This window comes from Micromonospora sp. MH99, assembly GCF_021442385.1.
Taxonomy (GTDB): domain Bacteria; phylum Actinomycetota; class Actinomycetes; order Mycobacteriales; family Micromonosporaceae; genus Micromonospora.
This window is the reverse complement of the sequence record NZ_MUZA01000033.1, coordinates 45,143-62,788: the sequence shown is the minus strand read 5'-3', so window position 1 is coordinate 62,788 and position 17,646 is coordinate 45,143. Positions and strand designations below refer to the sequence as shown.

At 72.5% G+C, this 17,646-nt stretch carries 20 protein-coding genes; 11 read left to right on the top strand and 9 right to left on the bottom strand.

What is annotated here, in order from left to right; all coding sequences use genetic code 11:
- From B0E54_RS18470 to B0E54_RS18450, 5 genes are all read left to right on the top strand, one after another.
- Positions 1–192, top strand: a 192-nt coding sequence (locus tag B0E54_RS18470) for a hypothetical protein (RefSeq protein ID WP_234586058.1), incomplete at its 5' end; no start/stop codon positions are given.
- Complete coding sequence (locus B0E54_RS18465) at positions 165–815, top strand: SCO7613 C-terminal domain-containing membrane protein (RefSeq protein WP_234586055.1); 651 nt, start codon at positions 165–167, stop codon at positions 813–815. The genes B0E54_RS18470 and B0E54_RS18465, both read left to right, overlap by 28 nt.
- A 134-nt stretch (positions 816–949) precedes the next feature.
- Positions 950–2,002 carry an acyl-CoA desaturase gene (locus B0E54_RS18460; RefSeq protein ID WP_234586042.1) on the top strand — a complete coding sequence of 351 codons (1,053 nt, stop codon included), beginning with the start codon at positions 950–952 and terminating at the stop codon, positions 2,000–2,002.
- Between the two features lie 125 nt (positions 2,003–2,127).
- Positions 2,128–2,421, top strand: coding sequence for a 4a-hydroxytetrahydrobiopterin dehydratase (locus tag B0E54_RS18455; protein WP_234586040.1), 294 nt, complete (start codon positions 2,128–2,130; stop codon positions 2,419–2,421).
- Positions 2,418–3,572, top strand: coding sequence for an FHA domain-containing protein (locus B0E54_RS18450; protein WP_234586038.1), 1,155 nt, complete (start codon positions 2,418–2,420; stop codon positions 3,570–3,572). The genes B0E54_RS18455 and B0E54_RS18450 overlap by 4 nt, the downstream gene beginning before the upstream one ends.
- A 56-nt stretch (positions 3,573–3,628) precedes the next feature.
- Here B0E54_RS18450 and rocD read toward each other — a convergent pair whose 3' ends face one another.
- The 5 genes from rocD to B0E54_RS18425 form a co-directional block, all read right to left on the bottom strand.
- The gene (gene rocD, locus B0E54_RS18445) at positions 3,629–4,843 is read right to left on the bottom strand and encodes an ornithine--oxo-acid transaminase (RefSeq protein ID WP_234586035.1); all 1,215 of its coding nucleotides are present in this window, start codon (positions 4,841–4,843) and stop codon (positions 3,629–3,631) included.
- Positions 4,840–5,655, bottom strand: coding sequence for a dimethylargininase (gene ddaH, locus B0E54_RS18440; protein ID WP_234586087.1), 816 nt, complete (start codon positions 5,653–5,655; stop codon positions 4,840–4,842). Before ddaH ends, rocD begins: the two co-directional genes overlap by 4 nt.
- A gap of 647 nt (positions 5,656–6,302) precedes the next feature.
- Entirely contained in the window at positions 6,303–7,172 is an 870-nt protein-coding gene (locus B0E54_RS18435; protein WP_234586033.1) for a sulfite exporter TauE/SafE family protein, read from the bottom strand.
- Between the two features lie 111 nt (positions 7,173–7,283).
- Positions 7,284–7,538 carry a hypothetical protein gene (locus B0E54_RS18430; protein WP_234586031.1) on the bottom strand — a complete coding sequence of 85 codons (255 nt, stop codon included), beginning with the start codon at positions 7,536–7,538 and terminating at the stop codon, positions 7,284–7,286.
- Positions 7,535–7,705, bottom strand: coding sequence for a hypothetical protein (locus B0E54_RS18425; RefSeq protein ID WP_234586029.1), 171 nt, complete (start codon positions 7,703–7,705; stop codon positions 7,535–7,537). The genes B0E54_RS18430 and B0E54_RS18425 overlap by 4 nt, the downstream gene beginning before the upstream one ends.
- 209 nt (positions 7,706–7,914) lie before the next feature.
- Here B0E54_RS18425 and B0E54_RS18420 point away from each other — a divergent pair, with 209 nt between their 5' ends.
- The 3 genes from B0E54_RS18420 to B0E54_RS18410 are packed head-to-tail and all read left to right on the top strand — an operon-like array spanning position 7,915 to position 9,861.
- Positions 7,915–8,802 carry a helix-turn-helix transcriptional regulator gene (locus B0E54_RS18420; protein WP_234586015.1) on the top strand — a complete coding sequence of 296 codons (888 nt, stop codon included), beginning with the start codon at positions 7,915–7,917 and terminating at the stop codon, positions 8,800–8,802.
- Positions 8,795–8,995, top strand: coding sequence for a DUF397 domain-containing protein (locus tag B0E54_RS18415; protein ID WP_234586013.1), 201 nt, complete (start codon positions 8,795–8,797; stop codon positions 8,993–8,995). The genes B0E54_RS18420 and B0E54_RS18415 overlap by 8 nt, the downstream gene beginning before the upstream one ends.
- Before the next feature lie 56 nt (positions 8,996–9,051).
- A complete protein-coding gene (locus B0E54_RS18410) occupies positions 9,052–9,861 on the top strand; it encodes a DNA-formamidopyrimidine glycosylase family protein (RefSeq protein ID WP_234586010.1) in 810 nt (269 codons plus the stop codon).
- 14 nt (positions 9,862–9,875) lie between these two features.
- Here the strand turns inward: B0E54_RS18410 and B0E54_RS18405 are convergent, their stop codons facing one another.
- Positions 9,876–10,742: an aminoglycoside phosphotransferase family protein gene (locus B0E54_RS18405; RefSeq protein ID WP_234586007.1), complete on the bottom strand. Its 867-nt coding sequence runs from the start codon at positions 10,740–10,742 to the stop codon at positions 9,876–9,878.
- A 77-nt stretch (positions 10,743–10,819) separates the two neighbouring features.
- Between B0E54_RS18405 and B0E54_RS18400 the strand changes: the two genes are divergently transcribed.
- The 3 genes from B0E54_RS18400 to B0E54_RS18390 all read left to right on the top strand — a co-directional run bounded on the left by B0E54_RS18400 (position 10,820) and on the right by B0E54_RS18390 (position 13,812).
- Complete coding sequence (locus B0E54_RS18400) at positions 10,820–11,245, top strand: nucleoside deaminase (protein WP_234585994.1); 426 nt, start codon at positions 10,820–10,822, stop codon at positions 11,243–11,245.
- Positions 11,246–11,596: 351 nt separating this feature from the next.
- Complete coding sequence (locus B0E54_RS18395) at positions 11,597–12,862, top strand: AGE family epimerase/isomerase (RefSeq protein ID WP_308195377.1); 1,266 nt, start codon at positions 11,597–11,599, stop codon at positions 12,860–12,862.
- On the top strand, positions 12,859–13,812 hold the full coding sequence (locus B0E54_RS18390; RefSeq protein WP_234585991.1) for a carbohydrate kinase: 954 nt from the start codon (positions 12,859–12,861) through the stop codon (positions 13,810–13,812). The genes B0E54_RS18395 and B0E54_RS18390 overlap by 4 nt, the downstream gene beginning before the upstream one ends.
- Positions 13,813–13,975: 163 nt before the next feature.
- Here B0E54_RS18390 and B0E54_RS18385 read toward each other — a convergent pair whose 3' ends face one another.
- From B0E54_RS18385 to B0E54_RS18375, 3 genes are read right to left on the bottom strand one after another with little or no spacing between them, the layout of a single operon-like run.
- On the bottom strand, positions 13,976–14,989 hold the full coding sequence (locus B0E54_RS18385) for a LacI family DNA-binding transcriptional regulator (RefSeq protein ID WP_374109286.1): 1,014 nt from the start codon (positions 14,987–14,989) through the stop codon (positions 13,976–13,978).
- Positions 14,990–15,016: 27 nt separating this feature from the next.
- A complete protein-coding gene (locus B0E54_RS18380; RefSeq protein WP_234585976.1) occupies positions 15,017–16,396 on the bottom strand; it encodes an FAD-dependent oxidoreductase in 1,380 nt (459 codons plus the stop codon).
- Positions 16,397–16,420: 24 nt separating this feature from the next.
- Positions 16,421–17,557, bottom strand: coding sequence for a glutamate--cysteine ligase (locus tag B0E54_RS18375; protein WP_234585974.1), 1,137 nt, complete (start codon positions 17,555–17,557; stop codon positions 16,421–16,423).
- Between the last annotated feature and the right edge of the window lie 89 nt (positions 17,558–17,646).

Genomic DNA, 17,646 nt, shown 5'->3' with positions numbered 1-17,646 from the left:
GTGGCGCCCCGCCCGGCGCTCGCGTCGATCGCCGTGCCCGTGGGGGCGGTGCTGGCCGTGGCCGGCGTGGCGGTGCTCCTGGCCACCCGGTCCGGCACGCTCGCGGCCGAGGGCACGCTGCTGGTGGCGGCGGGGGTCGGTGCCGGCGGGCACCGGTCGGGCGGGTGCTGGATGCCGCCGCGCAGGCGGTGACGGGGGTGGCCGCGGCGCTCACCGTCGAGGTGGCGCAGCAGCTCGCGACAGTCTGCGTGCTGTGGGGAGCAGCCGTCGCGCTGCGGCTGCTGCGCCGGGGGGAGCCGGCCGGTCGACGGTGGCGGTTCGCCGCGATCGCCGCGGGCAGCGAGTTGATCGGGGCGTGGGTGCTGCTCGCCGCCGGCGGGGTGAGTGTGGTGGAGGCGTACACGTTGCCGGCCGCGGGGCTCGCCCTCGGCGCGGGCCTGCTGGCGTTGCGGACCCGGCCGGGGCTGACCAGTTGGCCGGCGCTCGGCCCGGGGCTGGTCGCGGCGCTGCTGCCGAGCCTGGTGTCGGTGCTGGCCGGGCCGGATCCGCAGCCGTGGCGACGGTTGCTGCTCGGGGCGGCGGCGCTGGGCGTGGTGCTGGCCGGCGCGAGCCGCCGCTGGCAGGCTCCCGTGCTGCTCGGCGGTGCGGTGCTGGCGGTCCTGGCGCTGCACGAGATCGCCCGTGGCTGGGACCTGCTGCCCCGGTGGATCTACCTGGGTGCCGGCGGGCTGGCGCTGATCGGGCTGGCCGCCAGCTACGAGCGGCGGCGTCGCGACCTGGCCCGACTGCGCGCCGCGGTGGCCCGGCTGGGCTGAATCGAGGCCGGGGGGTAGGGCCCGCCCTACCCCCCATCCGGGGGTTGTCAGGGTTACTCACCGCAACCGATGCGGGGAGACTGACATTGACCCCGAACCAGCCTGGTTCGGGCGCAAGCGGAACAGGAGCAGTAATGGCGCTCGGAGCGGTGGCGGAACCGCCGGTACGACGGCGAGGTAGTGATTACGCACAGTTGTCCCGACGGATCAGTCAGGCCGGCCTGCTGGAGCGGCGACCTGCCTCGTACGTTGCCCGCCTCGTGCTCACCCTCGGCGCTTTCGTGGCCGGCTGGGTCGCCGTGTTCCTGGTCGGCGACTCCTGGTGGCAGGTGGCGCTCGCGGCCGTGATGGCGGTGGCCACCACCCAGGTCGCGTTCCTCGGTCACGACGCCGGGCACCGCCAGATGTTCCGTCGACGCGGCCCCAGCGAGGTCGTCGGGCTGGTCGCCGGCAACGCGGCGGTGGGGATCAGCTACGGCTGGTGGGTCGACAAGCACAACCGGCACCACGCCAACCCGAACCACGAGGACGAGGACCCGGACGTCGGCGCGGGCGCGCTGGTGTGGACTCCCGAACAGGCCGTCCAGACCCGGGGCGCACACCGTTGGATGGCCAGCCGGCAGGCGTACCTCTTCTTTCCGCTGCTCTTTCTTGAGGGTCTGAGCCTGCACGTGGCGAGCATCCGGGCGATCATCGGCCGGGAGCAGAGTGGCCGGTACGCGACGCCGATGCGGCACCGCGCGGTCGAGGCGGGGCTCCTCGTCGCGCACACCGCCGGCTATGTGGCGCTGCTGCTGGCGGTCATGTCGCCGGGCAAGGCGCTGCTCTTCGCCGCCGTGCACCAGGGGCTGTGGGGCCTCTACATGGGCTGCGCTTTCGCGCCGAACCACAAGGGCATGCCGATGCCGACCGCCGAGGACGAGCTGGACTTCCTGCGCAAGCAGGTGCTGACCTCACGCAACGTGCGGGGCAGCCGGCTGGTCGACACCGCGCTGGGCGGCCTCAACTACCAGATCGAACACCACCTGTTCCCGAACATGCCCCGGGCGAACCTGCGCCGGGCGCAGCCGATCGTCCGTGCCTACTGCGCCGAGCAGGGCATCCCGTACGCGGAGACCGGGCTGATCGAGTCGTACCGGCAGGCGCTCGGCCACCTGCACGAGGTGGGCCGGCCGCTGCGCGGCTGAACACGGCTGACGTGAGACGTACCGGCGGGGCGGCATCCGATGATGCCGCCCCGCTGGCGTCTGCGTGCGTCGACTGAGCGGTGGCGCGTACGGCCCGGTGGATGCGCCACCGGTAGGGTCTGGTCATGGCAGACCTGCTCACCGCGGACGCGGTGCGAGAAGAGCTGGGCGGGTTGGCCGACTGGTCGGGTGACCCGACCGGCATCGGCCGCACCGTCCAGCTCGGCAGTTTCCCGGACGCCATCGCGGTGGTGGACCGGGTGGCGGCGGTGGCTGAGGAGCTCGACCACCATCCCGACATCGACATCCGATGGCGGACCCTGACCTTCCGCTGTGTCACGCACTCGGCCGGCGGGGTAACCCACCGGGACATCGAGCTGGCCCGGCGGATCGACGACATCGTCCGGAGTGCGGCATGAGATTCGAGATCAGCAAGGTTCTGGACGCCATCGAGGGGCGGGTCTGCACCGACCCGTCGCTGGCCCGGGCGGTGCTCGACCTGGCCGAGATCATCCGTTACCAGGACATCGACGGTGGCCGGCCGGCGAGCCTGCTGCGCCTCGGCATGGTCATCGACGCGCTCTCCCGCGAGCTGGAGGAGGACAGCGTCCAGGTGTACGCAGTGGTGCACCGGGCGCTGCTCTCCGACGCCGACCTGACCTCCAACGAGCGGATGGTGGTTCGCCGCTGGGCCGACGACGGGCTCGTGGAGGTGCTGGACAACCCGGGTGACCGGATGCTGGAGGTCGCCGACCTGCTGGGCCTTCCGGTGCTCACCCGGGTGCGCTTCGACGGGCTGCGCGGGCGGTTCCCGTGGCTGGTCGAGCAGCCCGGCCGGGTGGTCGCCCCGGTGCCGGGCGCCGGTGGGCCGGTGTTCATCGCGCACGTCGGCGGTGGGCACGCCCCGGTGGCCGGCAAGCGTTCGCCGACCGGTGCGAAGCTGCTGGCCCGGCAGTGGCGCTGCCCGGAGTCGGGCTGCGCGTTGTTCGGCGGCGGTGGTGGCGGTGGCGCGTTCGCCGACCTGGCCGGAGGGGCGGACCGCAGCCCGGCCGCGCAGCCGCCGCCCTCGCTTCGTAACGGCGTGCCGACCTGCCCGCGACACGGCGCACGCCTGGGTGACGGCGGCCCGCGTCCGCGTACGGAGGTGCTCGCCGTGCGCGTGGGTGGCCTGGTGCGGCGGCGGTTCGTGCTGAGCGAGGAGCAGCCGGTGGTGGCTGGTCGGGCACCGGAGCAGGACGGCGGGATCATGCTCGGCCAGTGGCTCAACGACGAGGCCCGGCGGTGGATCAGCCGGGGTCACGTCCGCTTCGAGCTGCGGGTCGGCGAGGTCATCGTGACCGACGTCAGCACCAACGGCTCCGGCATCCGGCCGGCCGGGTCGATGAACGAGGCGGACCGGATCCCCCTGGCCCCGCAGCAGTCCCGGGTGCTGGGCGAGAACGACATGATCGAGCTGTACCCGGGCGTGCAGATCGGCCGCGCCGAGGAGTTGCCGACGGGTGCCCCGTTCACTCCCACGTCGGTGATGGCCGAAGCCCCCACGATGGCGATGCGCCTGCCCCGCCCGTAACCCGAAAGGCGGGCGTCGGAACCCCGACGCCCGCCTCCCGTCCAGCGCTGCCGGGGTCAGGCCGCCAGGACCTCGGCCAGCTGTGTTACCGCTTGGTCGATCTCCTCTTCGGTGATCACCAGCGGTGGGGCGAGTCGGATGGTGGAGCCGTGGGTGTCCTTCGCGAGGATGCCGCGCTCCATCAGGCGCTCGCACGCCTCCCGGCCGCTCATCAGCGCCGGGTCGATGTCCAGGCCGGCCCACAGGCCGCGCACGCGTACGCCGACCAGGCCCTTGCCGACCAGAGCTTCCAGGCCGGCCCGCAGCCGCTCGCCCAGCTCGGCGGAGCGGCGCTGGAACTCGCCGGTGGCCAGCAGCCGGACGACCTCGATGGCCACCGCGCACGCGAGGGGGTTGCCGCCGAACGTGGAGCCGTGCTGACCGGGCTTGAGCACGCCGAGCACGTCGGCGTTCGCGGCCACCGCGGAGACCGGCACGATGCCGCCGCCGAGCGCCTTGCCCAGCAGGTACATGTCCGGCACGACGCCCTCGTGGTCACAGGCGAACGTCCGGCCGGTACGCCCCAGACCCGACTGGATCTCGTCGGCGATGAAGAGCACGTTCCGCTCGGTGCAGACCTGTCGTACGCCCGGCAGGTAGCCCTCCGGCGGCACCACCACGCCCTGCTCGCCCTGGATCGGCTCCAGCAGCACGGCGACGGTGTTCTCGTCGATCGCGGCGGTCAGCGCGTCCAGGTCGCCGTACGGCACGACGGTGAAGCCCGGGGTGTACGGCCCGAAGTCGGCGCGGGCGTCCTCGTCGGTGGAGAAGCTCACGATGGTGGTGGTCCGGCCGTGGAAGTTGCCCTCGGCGACCACGATGTTGGCCTGGCCCGGGGTGACTCCCTTGACCTGGTAGCCCCACTTGCGGGCCACCTTGATCCCGGTCTCCACCGCCTCCGCGCCGGTGTTCATCGGCAGCACGAGGTCCTTGCCGCACAGCTCGGCCAACTCCCGGCAGAAGTCGGCGAACTGGTCGTGGATGAACGCCCGGCTGGTCAGCGTGAGCCGGTCCAGTTGGGCGTGCGCGGCGGCGATCAACTGCGGGTGCCGGTGACCGAAGTTCAGCGCCGAGTAGCCGGCCAGGCAGTCCAGGTAGCGCTTGCCGTCCACGTCGGTGAGCCACGCGCCCTCGGCCGACGAGATCACCACCGGCAGCGGGTGGTAGTTGTGCGCGGTGTACTTCTCCGCGTCGCGTACGGCGGACGGGGTCCGCAGCATGTCCTCGATCACTTGCTTGCCTTTCCCTGACGGAGTCGCAGCGTGCAGCACTTCGGTCCGCCGCCGGCCTTGCGCAGCTCGGACAGGTCGACACCGATGGCCTCGTAGCCTCGGTCGCGCAGCTTGGCGGCCAGGTCCGTGGCCTGCGCGGGCAGCACGACGTGCCGCCCGTCGCTGACCGCGTTCAGGCCCAGCACCTCCGCGTCGGCCATGGTGGCGTGGACCGCGTCGGGGAAGAGCCGGCGCAGCACGGCCTGGCTGCCGGGGGAGAACGCCTCCGGCAGGTACGCAACGGTCCGCTCGTCGAGCACGGTCAGCGCGGTGTCCAGGTGGTAGAAGCGCGGGTCGACGAGCTGCATGGTGATCACCGGATAGCCGAAGACCTCCTGCAACTGGGCGTGCGAGGCGTGGGCGGTGCGGAAGCCGGTGCCGGCGAGCAGGTGGTCACCGGCCAGCAGGACGTCGCCCTCGCCCTCGTTGACGTGCTTCGGGTCGTACACCTCGAAGCCGGCGGCCTCGAACCAGGCCCGGTAGGCCGGGGCCTCGTCGGCGCGCTGCGGGTCGCGGAACTGCACGGCCATCGCCTTGCCGTCGATCACGGTGCCGCCGTTGGCGGCGAAGACCATGTCGGGCAGGCCGGGCACCGGAGTGATCTCCTCGACGGTGTGGCCCAGGTCCAGGTACGTCTGGCGCAGCTGCTCCCACTGCCGGACGGCCAGCGCGGCGTCGACCGGCGCGCTCGGGTCCATCCAGGGGTTGATCGCGTAGTCGACGGCGAAGTACGTCGGCCGGCACATCAACAGGCGCTGGCTGGTGGCGTCCATCGTCATTGTCCTGCTCCAAGGGGTCGGGCGCGCCCGGCCACCGTGGCCCACGGGCTGGCGCCGTTGCTCAACGGTATGCGGCCCCAGCGGAAGGATCCACCACCGAAGGTTGCGCAGACCGAACATTCGTTGCGTGTGCTCAGTCTCGCGCCGCGATTCGTTGCGTAGATGGGCCGGCCAGGGCTGCTGGTGCTCCGCGTCACCCGACGTGGCCTGTGCGACGACACCGTCCGTGCGCGTGACCCCGTCCGTCTGCGGGCCGACGTGCGGGGTCGACGTGCGGGCCCGGCTGCGGGGGCAGTGGGCGCATCCTTTGCTCTGCTTCAGCGGAGGCAACACCTGCCGTCCGATAATCGGACGCTCGGTGTTGCCTGGGGTGAAGCAGAGCAAAGGACGAAAGGAGGAGGAAGGGGAGCCGGAAGGCAAGGAGCGAGCAGGAGGAAGAGGAAGAGAGAGGCGGAGAGGGGCTCAAGAGAGGGAGCGGAGGGAAGCTGCGGGTGCGCGCGATGTCCCTTCCCCGGACACACTTCAGGGGCGGCGAATCGCCGCCCCTGAAAGGGTGTTGCCCGATCGGTGAACCACCTGCGGGCTGCCGGCGAACCGCCGGCTTTTCGCCGGTGCATCACCGGCGAGCGGAACAGTGCCCGCTAGAAACGGTCCACAAACTGTGAATCAAGCCACTCGCGGAAGCGCTGCACCCAGTCGCCGTCGGTGGTCGGCCAGTCGAACTGACCGGTCATCGCCAGCACGCCGATCACCACCGCCGCGAGCCCGATGAGCACGCCGAACAGCGCGTCGGTCTTGCCGGCGACGTGCCGGCGGCGGGTGGCCATCAGGCCGAGCACCGAGAGCACCGCGCCGAACGCGCCGACGCCGATGCCGTACCCGGCCAGGGTGCCGGTCAGCACGAACAGCGCACCGGCGACGGAGGCGATGAGGCCGAGGGTGGCGAGCAGGCTGGCCCGGGGCTTCGGGCCGCGCGTCACCGGCGGCTCCGGCTCGATGTGCCCGGGGGTCGCGTCGACCGGGCGGTCGGTCCCGACGCGGTCGGTCGGGTCGGGCCGCGGGGTCGTCCGGTCGAGGTCCGTGTCGCGCTCGGGGCGTCGGGTCGTGTGGTCGCGGTCGAGGTCGGTGTCCCGCTCGATGGTCGGGGCGGTCGCCGCGGCGCTGCTCGCCCGGGTCGGGCCGTCCGAGCGGACGGCGCCGGATCGGGCGTCGCCCTCCACCGGGCGGGCGGTGGCGGCCCGGGCCACGGCCGCGCGCTCGGCGGCACGCCGCTCGGCCTCGCCGGCCTGGTCGCCGGTCGCCGTCGTGCTGCGGTACGTCGTCTGGTCGGCGTCCCGGTCGGTGACCACCGGCCGGTCGGTGACGTCCCCGGACCGGGCGGTGTCGGTGACCGCCGTGCTGCTCTCCCGGTCGGCGACCGGGACGTCGCGGCCGTCGACGCGGCCGTCGAGGTTCTCGTCCCGCGTCGGTGCCGGCTCGGACCGGCGGGACAGCGAAGGAATCCTGACCACTACACACCTCCTGATGAATGCGTGGTGGCCGACGGAGAGGGTGGCACCCACGCGGTACCGCCCTCAACTACCCCGTTGGGCGTTTCCTGACACCAAATACGGGTACGGCCATCACGCGCGGACTGACCTGCCCCGCGTCGGCGCGGCGCGGAGCACCCGCAGCCCGGCCCGCCGCACGTACAACTCCCGCTTGTCGACGGCCAGGCCCTTGGCGTCCAGGACGTAGCCGGTCAGCCAGACCCACCCGTGGTAGGTGGGGCGCGCGTCCACGCTCACCAGTCGCAACCGCAGCTCCCGGTCGCCGGAGAACTGCACCGAGCAGGCCGCCCCGATCAGCAGGAGGTCGCCGGGCTTCAGCTCGGTCACGTCGGCCAGTGCCCACGGTTGATCGGGATGCGGTGGCGGGCCCGGCAGGGCAGCTCCGCGCCGCAGCGGCACACCCGGCGCCACCGCGTCCAACTCCACACCGGCCGATGGCGGCGGGCGAGGGTCAGCGCGGTGGCCAAGAGGTATTCGTCGTACGACACGCGCACCGCGGCATCCTTCCCGCCGAATTGCCGCCGACGCCATTAGTGGCGTTCTTTTCCGGCCCCCGATACGTGACAGCCTGTTCCACGCCGGCCCCCTTGTGCAACAACTCCGCGCCGTCCTACTCTCGACCCGTATTGACGCACGAGGAATGGAAAAGAAATGGGTGCGGGGCGAAACAATCGGTGTTGCAGGAAGGGTGCGGTGATGTTGCATGACGGATGAAACAGGCGGGTCCACGGTCCCTCGGCGACAGCTCGGCCGGCTGCTCACCCAGCTCCGCGAGGACGCCTCGGTGACGCTGGACGCCGCGGCCGTGGCGCTGGACTGCTCGCGGCAGAAGGTGTGGCGCATCGAGAAGGGTCTGGTCCCGGTGCGCGTGGTGGACGCCCGAGCGATGTGCGCTCTCTACCGGGTGCCCGAAGATATGCGGGAGATCGTCGCCGCGCTCGCGAAGGAAACTCGCGCCAAAGGGTGGTGGCATTCGTACGGCGATGTCGTCCCGTCGTGGTTCTCGCTGTACGTCGGCCTGGAATCGTCGGCAAGTCTGATTCGCCGATACGACTCCGAGCTGATCCCCGGCCTCCTGCAGACCCGCGAATACGCCAGCGAGCTTTTCCGCCGCAAGAATCCGACCATGAGCGCCGAGGATCGGGAGAAGCTGGTCGAGGTCCGGTTGCAACGCCAGGGCATCCTCGTTCGCCGGCTGCCGACCGCGCCTGTCCTGCGGGTCGTCCTGAGCGAAGCGGTGCTGCGGCGCACGATCCCCGACCGGCGGGCGATGGTGGGGCAGTTGCGCCACCTGCTCGACGCGGCGCGGCTGCCGAACGTCAGCCTGCGGGTGCTGCCGCTCGCCGCCGGTCCGCCGCTGGCCAGCGAGACCGGCACCTTCGTGCTGCTGGGCTTCCCGCAGGCGTTCGGGAGGGCGTCGAGCGAGCCGACCACCGTCTACCTGGAGAACATCACCGGGGCGCTCTACCTCGACAAGCCAACCGAGGTGGCCGCCTTCGAACATGTCTGGTCTGATCTGGAGACGCTGGCGTCGACTGAGGCAGAATCAGAGAAAATGATCACTTCGATCATCGAGGAGCATCATGACTGACCTGGCCGGTGCCACCTGGCGCAAGAGCACCCGCAGCGGCGGGAGCGGCGGTGACTGCGTCGAGGTGGCCGACAACCTCCCCGGCGTCGTCGCCGTCCGGGACAGCAAGGCCCCGTCCGAGGCCGCTCTGATCTTCGCTCCGCGCGCCTGGGCGTCGTTCGTGGCCGACGTCAGGGAGCAGCGCCTGGGCTGACGTGTCCGCGCTGCTCATTCGGCCCGGCCGGCTGCCGCTGACTATCCTTGGGTCCCGTGCCAGAGGGACACACGATTCATCGCCTGGCAGCCCGGCACGCCGAGCTGTTCGCCGGGGACAAGCTGCACGCCGCCAGCCCGCAGGGCCGCTTCGCCGAGGGCGCGGCCCGGCTGTCCGGCACAGTCCTGGAGAGCACCGAGGCGTACGGCAAGCACCTGCTGCACCACTACGCCGGCGAGCTGACCCTGCACGTCCACCTCGGCCTGTACGGGAAGTTCACCGACGGGCCGGGGGAGCCGCCCGAGCCCGTCGGCCAGCTGCGACTGCGGCTGGCCAGTGACCGGCACTGGCTCGACCTGCGCGGGCCCACCGCCTGCGAACTGTTCACCCCGCCCGAGGTCACCGCCCTGCGCGAGCGCCTCGGGCCGGACCCGCTGCGCGCAGACGCCGACCCCGAGCGGTCGTACGCCCGGATCTCCCGCAGCCCCACGCCCCTCGCGGCGCTGCTGCTGGACCAGTCGGTGGTGGCCGGCACCGGGCTGATCTTCGTGACCGAGGCGCTGTTCCGGGCCGGGTTGTCGCCGACCATGCCGGGCCGCCACCTGACCCGCGCCGGCTGGGACGCGCTCTGGGCCGACCTGGTCGAGCTGATGCGCCTCGCCCTGCGGCAGGGGCGGATCGACACCGTGCGCGACGTCCACCTGCCGGAGGCGATGGGGCGACCACCGCGGGTCGACCGCCACGGCGGCGAGGTGTACGTCTACCGCCGCGCCGGCGGGCCCTGCCACGTCTGCGGCACCGAGGTCAGCCGGAGCGAACTGGCCGGACGCAACCTCTACTGGTGCCGCACCTGCCAGCCCGGCTGACCGCCCGCTCGCACTCACGCGCCGTCGAGCAGCCAGCGGACCACCTCGATCTGGTGCGGGAAGACGACGTCCCCGTCGATGCTCCAGGCCATCGTGTGGCCGATCGTCCAACCCCGTACCCGCTCGGTGTCCAGCCCGAGGTCGGCGCCGAGCCGGTGCAGCCGGTGCCGGACGGCGCCCGGCGAGTGGCCCAGCTCCTGACCGCGTACGAGCGGCACGACCGAGAACTCCCGCTCACCGCTCAGCGGCTTCGGGTCGATCACCAGCCAGGGCTCGCGGTCGGCGGCGAGCACGTTGCCGGCGTGCAGGTCCTGGTTGACGAGCACCTGCTCGCCCTGGCTCGACGCCAGGTCGACGAGCAGGGTGCAGGCGGCGTCGAGCAGCCGCCGCTCGTACGGGCGACCGGTCCGTTCCCAGCTTCGCGGAATCCGGTCGAGCCAGCCGGCGGCCTCCTCGGCGAGCGGGGTGAACGGCGTGCCGGCCGGTCGCCAGAGCCGGGGCAGCACGTCCATCGCCGCGTCCAGTGCCCGGTCCAGCGGCAGTTCGTACAGCGGCGTGCCGGGTTGGCAGCGTTCCACCAGCAGGGCGTGGCGGTCCGGGTCGTGCGCGAGCAGCCGGACCGCGCCGTCGCCGTCCCAGTGGGCCAGCGCCGGGGCCTCGTGCCGGCTGTCCTCGGTCGGGAACTGGAGCTTGAGCACCGCCGCCGTGCCGTCGGGCAGGTCGGCGGGGAGCGCCAGGGAGGCGTACGCGTACGGAAAGGGCCGGCCCAGGCGCAGCGACCACTGCTCGGCGCACTCCGCCAGCAACGTCGGAAGCGCGGCCAGCCAGCCCCGGCCGACCGCTGACCCTCGTATCCAGCCGAGTCCCTCAGGCAGGTCCATCAGGCCATCCTGGGTCATCCATCGTGCTGAATCGACAGTGTTCGCGTGTCGGATCCACTGTGGCTAGCGTGGTACGGATGACACCTGAGGACGAGAAGTTTCTCCGCCGAGCCGTGGAACTCGCCAGCCGGGCCGGGGCTGCCGGCGAACGACCGTTCGGTTCGTTGCTGGTCGACGCGGGCGGCGTCGTCCTGATCGAGGACCACAACACGGTCGTCTCGGATTCGGACATCACCGCCCACCCGGAGCTGAAGCTGGCCCGCTGGGCCGCCCGGGAACTCTCGCCGGAAGCGGCCGCCGGCACCACGATGTTCACGAGCTGCCAGCCCTGCCCGATGTGCGCGACAGCCATCGACCGGTCCGGCCTCGGGCGGGTGGTGTACGCCCTGTCGGGCGAGCAGTTCGAGGAGGTCAAGCCGGCCACCCCACCGCTGCCTCCGGTCCGCTACGAGGGGCCGGCGCTGTTCGAGGAGGCGCGTCGGCCGATCGACGACTACTACTGACCGGGCCGGTGGGTGCGGCGGCGCGGGCAGGGCGGCCGGGTCGACGCGGGTCGGGACGCGGTGGCCGGCCCGGTGTCGAGCACTGTCCAGCGCGGCGCCGCTCGGCCTCTGGATCGGGTGGGTGTGACGCAACTGGAATTGACAGTCGGCCGGCCTCCGGAGCAGGGTTTGAGAGTGACAACGATGTCAACGGGCAAAGGGGAGGAATCGTACACATGATTTCCTTCACGCCGTACCCGGCGAAAGACCGGCCGGTCTACGGTGTCCCGTTGGCGGTTTTCCGGCGCGCACCCAGTTCGCCCGCCGATCCTGGCCCTATGTCCCTTTCCTACCCCACGGTGACCAGCTGAAATGAGCGACGTGCCCCGACCCGACGCCGACCAGACCCCTGCCCCGGCAGGGTCACCCGACCTGCCCGACCTGGCCGGGTTCCTCGCCGACCAGACCCGCACGCTGCTCGACACGGCCCGCCGCGCGGTCCGCCCCGAGGGCGGGTTCTGGTGGCTCACCGACGACCGCACCCCGGATCGTGGCGAACCTCTCTACACGTGGATCACCTGCCGGATGACCCACGTGGCCGCGCTGGCCCACCGCAACGGTGACCCGGATGCCGCAGCCCTCGTCGACCACGGCGTCGCCGCGCTCAGCACGCTGCTGCGCGACGAGCGGTACGGCGGCTGGTTCAGCGCTGTCGACCAGGAGGGCACGCCCACCGACGAGCGCAAGGCCGGGTACGACCACGCGTTCGTGCTCCTCGCCGCGTCCAGCGCCGCCCGGGCCGGGCGACCCGGCGCGGATCGCCTGCTCGCCGACGTGCTGACAGTGCTGCGGGACCGGTTCTGGGACGACGACGCGGGCGCGGTCCGGGAATCGTGGAACCGGGACTGGACGGTCACCGAGGACTACCGAGGCGCGAACAGCAGCATGCACATGGTCGAGGCGTTCCTCGCCGCTGCCGCCGCCACCGGCGATACGAGCTGGACCGACCGGGCCCTGCGGATCGCCACCCACCTGGTGCACACCGAGGCCGCCCGGCACGACTGGCGGCTGCCCGAGCACTTCACGGCCGACTGGACGCCACTGCTCGACTACAACCGGGACCAGCCCGCCGACCCGTTCCGGCCGTACGGCTCGACGATGGGCCACTGGCTGGAGTGGGCCCGGCTGCTGCTGGAACTGGAGGCGGTCCTGCCGCAGCCACCGGGCTGGCTGCTCGCCGACGCCCGTACCCTCTTCGCGGCCGCCGTGCGGCGCGGCTGGGCGGTCGACGGCGCCGACGGTTTCGTCTACACGATCGACTGGGACGACCAGCCGGTGGTCCGCTCCCGGATGCACTGGGTGCTGGTCGAGGCCATCGGCGCGGCGGTCACCCTGCACCGCCGCACCGGGGACGCCGTCTACGACGAGTGGTACCGCGTCTTCTGGGCGTACGCACGCCGCTACCTGATCGACGGCACCGGCTGGCGGCACGAGCTGGACGAGCGGAACCTGCCCGCCGACACGGTCTGGCACGGCCGGCCGGACGTCTACCACGCGTACCAGGCGGTGCTGCTGTCCCGCTCGGCCGCCGGCCTCGGTGGTCCCGGCCCGCTCGCCCCCGGCACGGTGACCGCATGATCGTGGTGGCGGGGGAGGCCCTCATCGACCTGGTGGAAACCGCCGAGGGGCAGCGGGCGGTGCCGGGTGGCTCCCCGGCGAACGTAGCGGTCACCCTGGCGCGGCTCGACGAGCCGGTGCGGCTGCTGGCCCGGCTCGGCCCCGACGAGTACGGCCGACAGATCGCCGAGCACCTGGCGGCCAACCAGGTGGACCTGCGGTGGGCGGTCCACGCCGCCGAGCCCACGTCGGTGGCGGTGGCCACCCTGAACGCCACCGGGCAGGCCAGCTACGAGTTCCGGCTCGACGGCGCGGCAGACTGGCAGTGGACCCCGCAGGAGCTGCCCGACCTGGCCGCATCGTCGGCGACGGCCCTGCACACCGGGTCCCTCGCGCTCGCGCTCGCGCCCGGCGCGCAGGTGCTGGAGGGCCTGCTCGCCCGCGAACGCGACCGCGACGGGCTGACCATCTCGATCGACCTGAACCTGCGCCCGAGCATCGTCACGGACCGGGCCGCGGAGCAGGAGCGGACCCGCCGCCAGATCCGCCTCGCGCACGTGGTCAAGGCCAGCGACGAGGATCTGGCCTGGCTCTACCCGGACCGCTCGGTGGGCGACGTGCTGGCCGAATGGCGCGAGGCCGGCGTGTCCTGTGCGGTGGTCACCCGGGGCGGCGAGGGCGCGTGGCTGCTCGCCCCGAACGGCGCACTGCACGAACAACCGGCGGTACGCACCACAGTGGTCGACACCGTCGGCGCCGGCGACTCGTTCACCGGTGGCCTGCTGGCCGCGCTGGCCGACATCGACGCGCTCGGTGACCGGCCGGCCGACCGGCTCGCCGCGGTGACCGAGCAGCAGTGGAGCGCAGTCCTGCGCCAGGGCGCGACGGTGGCCGCGCTGACCTGCGCCCACCGAGGCGCCGACCCACCCCGCCGAGCAGAGGTAGAAGCCCTCCTGACCACAACACCCTGACCCCACCCCCCACCCCCCGCCCCCGCGCCCCGCCCCGCCCTCACGAGTCGATCATGGACTTGTGGTGGACGTTTAACAGCACTTTAGGGCATACGCGAGGCACCACAAGTCCATGATCAACCTGGGCCTGGGCCTGGGCCTGGGCGGGGTGTGGGGTGGGGGGTTAGGGGAGGCCTCGGCGTAGGAGGCGGGTGGGTAGGACTGTGGTTGCTGGCGGGGAGTCGTCGCCGGCGATCCGCTCGAAGAGGCGCTCCGTCGCCACGCGGGCCAGCTCCCGCGTGTCGTAGCCGACGACCGTCAACGGCCGGGGCATCAGGTGGGCCAGCTCGAAGTCGTCGAAGCCGACCAGCGCCGCGTCGCTGCCCCGACGGTGCAGCTCGGCGAGGGCGCCGACGGTGAGCCGGTTGTTGCCGCAGAAGAACGCGGTGGGCGGGTCCGGGAGGTCGAGCAGCGTGGCGACCGCACGGCCCGCGTCCTCGGGAGCGATCAGGCGCTCGCGGACCAGCGAATCGTCCGGCTCGACTCCGGCCTCCGCCAGCGCGGCCCGAGCGCCGACCAGCCGCTCACGCATGGTGGGGACGCTCGGAGCGCCGAGCAGGAGACCCACCCGCCGGTGCCCCTCGTCGAGCAGCGCGCCGACCCCGGCCCGGCCGCCACCTCGGTTGTCCAGCAGCACGGCGTCCGCGAGCAGTCCCTGCGGTGGCCGGTCCAGGAAGACCACCGGCATGCCCAGCTCGACCTCGCGGCGCAGGAACGAGTGGTCGGGACCCGCCGGCACCACCAGCAGCCCGTCGACCCGGCGCTGGGTGAAGTCCTGGAGGACCGCGCGTTCCCGCTCCGGGTCCTCCTCCGACGAAGCGGTGATCAACATGGTGCCGTGCGCGGCGGCGATCTCGGCGGCGACGCTCGCGATGGTGGCGTAGAACGGGTTGGCGATCTCCTCGATGAGCAGCCCGACAGTGGCGTTGAGCTGCCGCGAGCGCAGGTTGCGCGCGATGTCGTTGCGCCGGAAACCCAGCTCGGCGATCGCGGCCAGCACACGGCCGAGCAGTTCCTGCCCCACCGGCTCGTCGTTGACCACCCGGGAGACCGTCTTCAGGCTGACCCCGGCGTGCCGGGCGACATCGACCATGGTTGGGCGTCGGCGTGCGGCCGACCTGGTCGGAGTCTGGGTCACGGGGTGGTCCTCCACGGCGGGCGCGGGTCAGCGGTCGAGAGCGGCGAGCGCGTCGACCGCCTTTCGGGCGGCGATCAGCACCGGATCCCAGACCGGCGCGTACGGCGGAGCGTAGCCGAGGTCGAGCGCGGTCATGTCATCCACCGTCATGCCGTTCCACAGAGCCACGGCCAACGTGTCGATCCGTTTGGCCGCCTCGGACCAGCCGACGATCTGCGCGCCGAGCAGCCGGCCGCTGGGTCGCTCGGCGATCAGCTTGACGGTCATCGTCCGCGCGCCGGGGTAGTAGCCGGCCCGGTTGGTCGAGTCGGCGACCACCGAGACGAACTCGAAGCCGGCCGCCCTGGCCTCCCGCTCGCGCAGGCCCGTCCGACCCACCTCCAGGTCGCAGACCTTGGTCACCGCGGTGCCGATCACACCCGGGAAGGTCGCGTACCCGCCGCCGATGTTGATGCCGGCCGTCCGGCCCTGCTTGTTGGCGTGCGTACCGAGCGGCACGTGCACCGGCAGTCCGCTGACCCGGTGCAGCGTCTCCACGGAGTCGCCCGCGGCCCAGACCCCGGGCAGCCCCGGCACCCGCATCCGGCGGTCCACGCGGATGCCACCCGTGGGCCCGATCGGAAAGCCGGCAGCCTTGGCGAGCGCGGTGTTCGGGCGTACGCCCAACCCCAGGACCACGACGTCGGTCGGCATCGACCCCTCGGCCGTGACCACCGCGGACACCCGGCCGTCCCGCTGCTCCAGGCCGGTCACCGGCAGGCTGGTGCGGATCGTGATGCCCAGGCCGCGCATGGCCTCGGCGACCAGTTCGGCCATGTCGCCGTCCACCGTCGCCATGGGCTGCTGGCCCGCCTCGACCAGGGTCACCGCGAGGCCGCGCTCGATCAGCGCCTCGGCCATCTCGACGCCGATGTACCCGCCACCGACCACCACGGCCCGGCTGGGCTGCGGCTCGGCGTCCAGCCAGGCGCGCAGGGCCGCACCGTCGTCGAGGGTCTGCATCCCGAACACGCCGCCCGCGTCGGTGTCCGCCCACGGTGGCTGCACCGGCACCGCGCCCGCGGCGTATACCAGGTCGTCGAAGCGCTCGCGGACCTCGCCGCCGCCCGCCAGGTCCCGGGCGACCACCTCGCGCCGTTCGAGGTCGATGGTCGTCACCTCGTGCCGCATCCGGACGTCCACGGCGAACTTCGTGCGGAACGTCTCCGGGGTCCGCGCGATCAGCTCGTCCGGGCCGGACACCATCCCGCTGATCCAGTACGGGATGCCGCACGACGAGTAGGAGGTGAAGTGACCGCGCTCGAAGACCACGATCTCCAGGTCGTCAGCGCCGCGGCGGCGTCGTGCCTGCGACGCCGCCGACATGCCGGCGGCGTTCCCGCCGATGACGATCAGTCGTTGCGCCACGGGACCATCCTGTCACGGGCGTGTTCAGCCACGGGTCTGTCGCGCCACGTCCTGCACCACGTCGACGAGCCGTCCGGTACGGGCGTAAACGGCACGCTGCCGCGCCGCGCCGGTGCCGTGGCGGCGCAGCCCGCCCAACAGGTCGGACACCTCCGCCCAGTCGTCGTGCTGCTCCAGCGCCGGCCGCATCCGCTCCACGAACCGGTCCAGCAGCTCCCAGGCCGGGCGCAGCTCGCCGTTCGTGACGTCGACGCCCTCGCCTTCCAGGCCGTCGTGGGCGGCCCTCCAGTGCGCGCCGACCAGCAGGTGGTGGTCCGTGCGCAGGGCGGGCCGGCCGGCCTCGACGTCGGCCATGGCGGTGGCCACGAGTGCCCGCACCAGTGCGGCGACCAGCACGGCATCGTCCACCGTCGGGCAGACGTCGCCGATCCGCAGCTCCACCGTCGGGTACTTCGCCGACAGCCGGGCGTACCAGTAGAGCATTCCCTCGTCGAGCATCACGCCGCTGGAGATCAACTGACGGATCAGTCGCTGGTAGTGCTCGTGCGACTCCAACCAGGGCGTCGGCGCCACCGACGGCCAGCGCTCCCACTCCACCGAGCGCCAGCTCGCGTAGCCGGTGTCCTCACCACGCGAGAACGGCGAGTTGGTGGTGACGGCGTGCAGCATCGGCAGCCACGGCCGGACGTGGTTGAGCACCTGCACGCCGGTCTCCGGATCGGGGACGCCCACGTGCACGTGCATGCCGTTGTTGCCGGGGCCGGGCACGAGCAGCCGGAAGCGTTCGATCATCCGGTCGAAGCGGGGCTTGTCCACGACCGGCGGCACCGGGCCGTCCACCGGGCCGGTGCCGATGGCCAGCAGCCGTACGCCGGCCCGCTCGGCCGCCTCGGCGAGGGCCTTACGCAGGACGCCGAGGGAGTGCCGGATCGAGGACAGCTCGAGGCCGGGCGGCGAGCCGATCTCGATCTGGCTGGTCTGGAACTCGCGCTCCACCTGACCGCGCAGTTCCGCCGGCACCTGCTCCAGCACCAGGTCGACGGCGGGCACCGCGGCTCCGGTGTGCGGGTCGACGAGCAGGAACTCCTCCTCGACACCCACGGTGAGCAATTCGGTCCCCGCGGTCGTCCCGCTGGACGCCTCCGCCACCTGGCCCGTCATCGCGACACCACCGTCCGTTTCTGCCGTCTGCGGTCCGTCCGCGTCGGTCGGCCGTCTGGTTACCCACAGTGGCAACGCTCGGAAACGTG

What these genes read in the sequence shown, in the direction of transcription:
- B0E54_RS18460 (WP_234586042.1), top strand. Translation starts at nt 950, where the DNA reads ATGGCGCTCGGAGCGGTGGCGGAACCGCCGGTACGACGGCGAGGTAGT.
- B0E54_RS18450 (WP_234586038.1), top strand. Translation starts at nt 2,418, where the DNA reads ATGAGATTCGAGATCAGCAAGGTTCTGGACGCCATCGAGGGGCGGGTC.
- B0E54_RS18455 (WP_234586040.1), top strand. Translation starts at nt 2,128, where the DNA reads ATGGCAGACCTGCTCACCGCGGACGCGGTGCGAGAAGAGCTGGGCGGG.
- B0E54_RS18405 (WP_234586007.1), bottom strand. Translation starts at nt 10,742, where the DNA reads ATGGACCTGCCTGAGGGACTCGGCTGGATACGAGGGTCAGCGGTCGGC.
- ddaH (WP_234586087.1), bottom strand. Translation starts at nt 5,655, where the DNA reads ATGGACGCCACCAGCCAGCGCCTGTTGATGTGCCGGCCGACGTACTTC.
- B0E54_RS18395 (WP_308195377.1), top strand. Translation starts at nt 11,597, where the DNA reads ATGAGCGACGTGCCCCGACCCGACGCCGACCAGACCCCTGCCCCGGCA.
- B0E54_RS18400 (WP_234585994.1), top strand. Translation starts at nt 10,820, where the DNA reads ATGACACCTGAGGACGAGAAGTTTCTCCGCCGAGCCGTGGAACTCGCC.
- B0E54_RS18390 (WP_234585991.1), top strand. Translation starts at nt 12,859, where the DNA reads ATGATCGTGGTGGCGGGGGAGGCCCTCATCGACCTGGTGGAAACCGCC.
- B0E54_RS18420 (WP_234586015.1), top strand. Translation starts at nt 7,915, where the DNA reads ATGACGGATGAAACAGGCGGGTCCACGGTCCCTCGGCGACAGCTCGGC.
- B0E54_RS18415 (WP_234586013.1), top strand. Translation starts at nt 8,795, where the DNA reads ATGACTGACCTGGCCGGTGCCACCTGGCGCAAGAGCACCCGCAGCGGC.
- B0E54_RS18375 (WP_234585974.1), bottom strand. Translation starts at nt 17,557, where the DNA reads ATGACGGGCCAGGTGGCGGAGGCGTCCAGCGGGACGACCGCGGGGACC.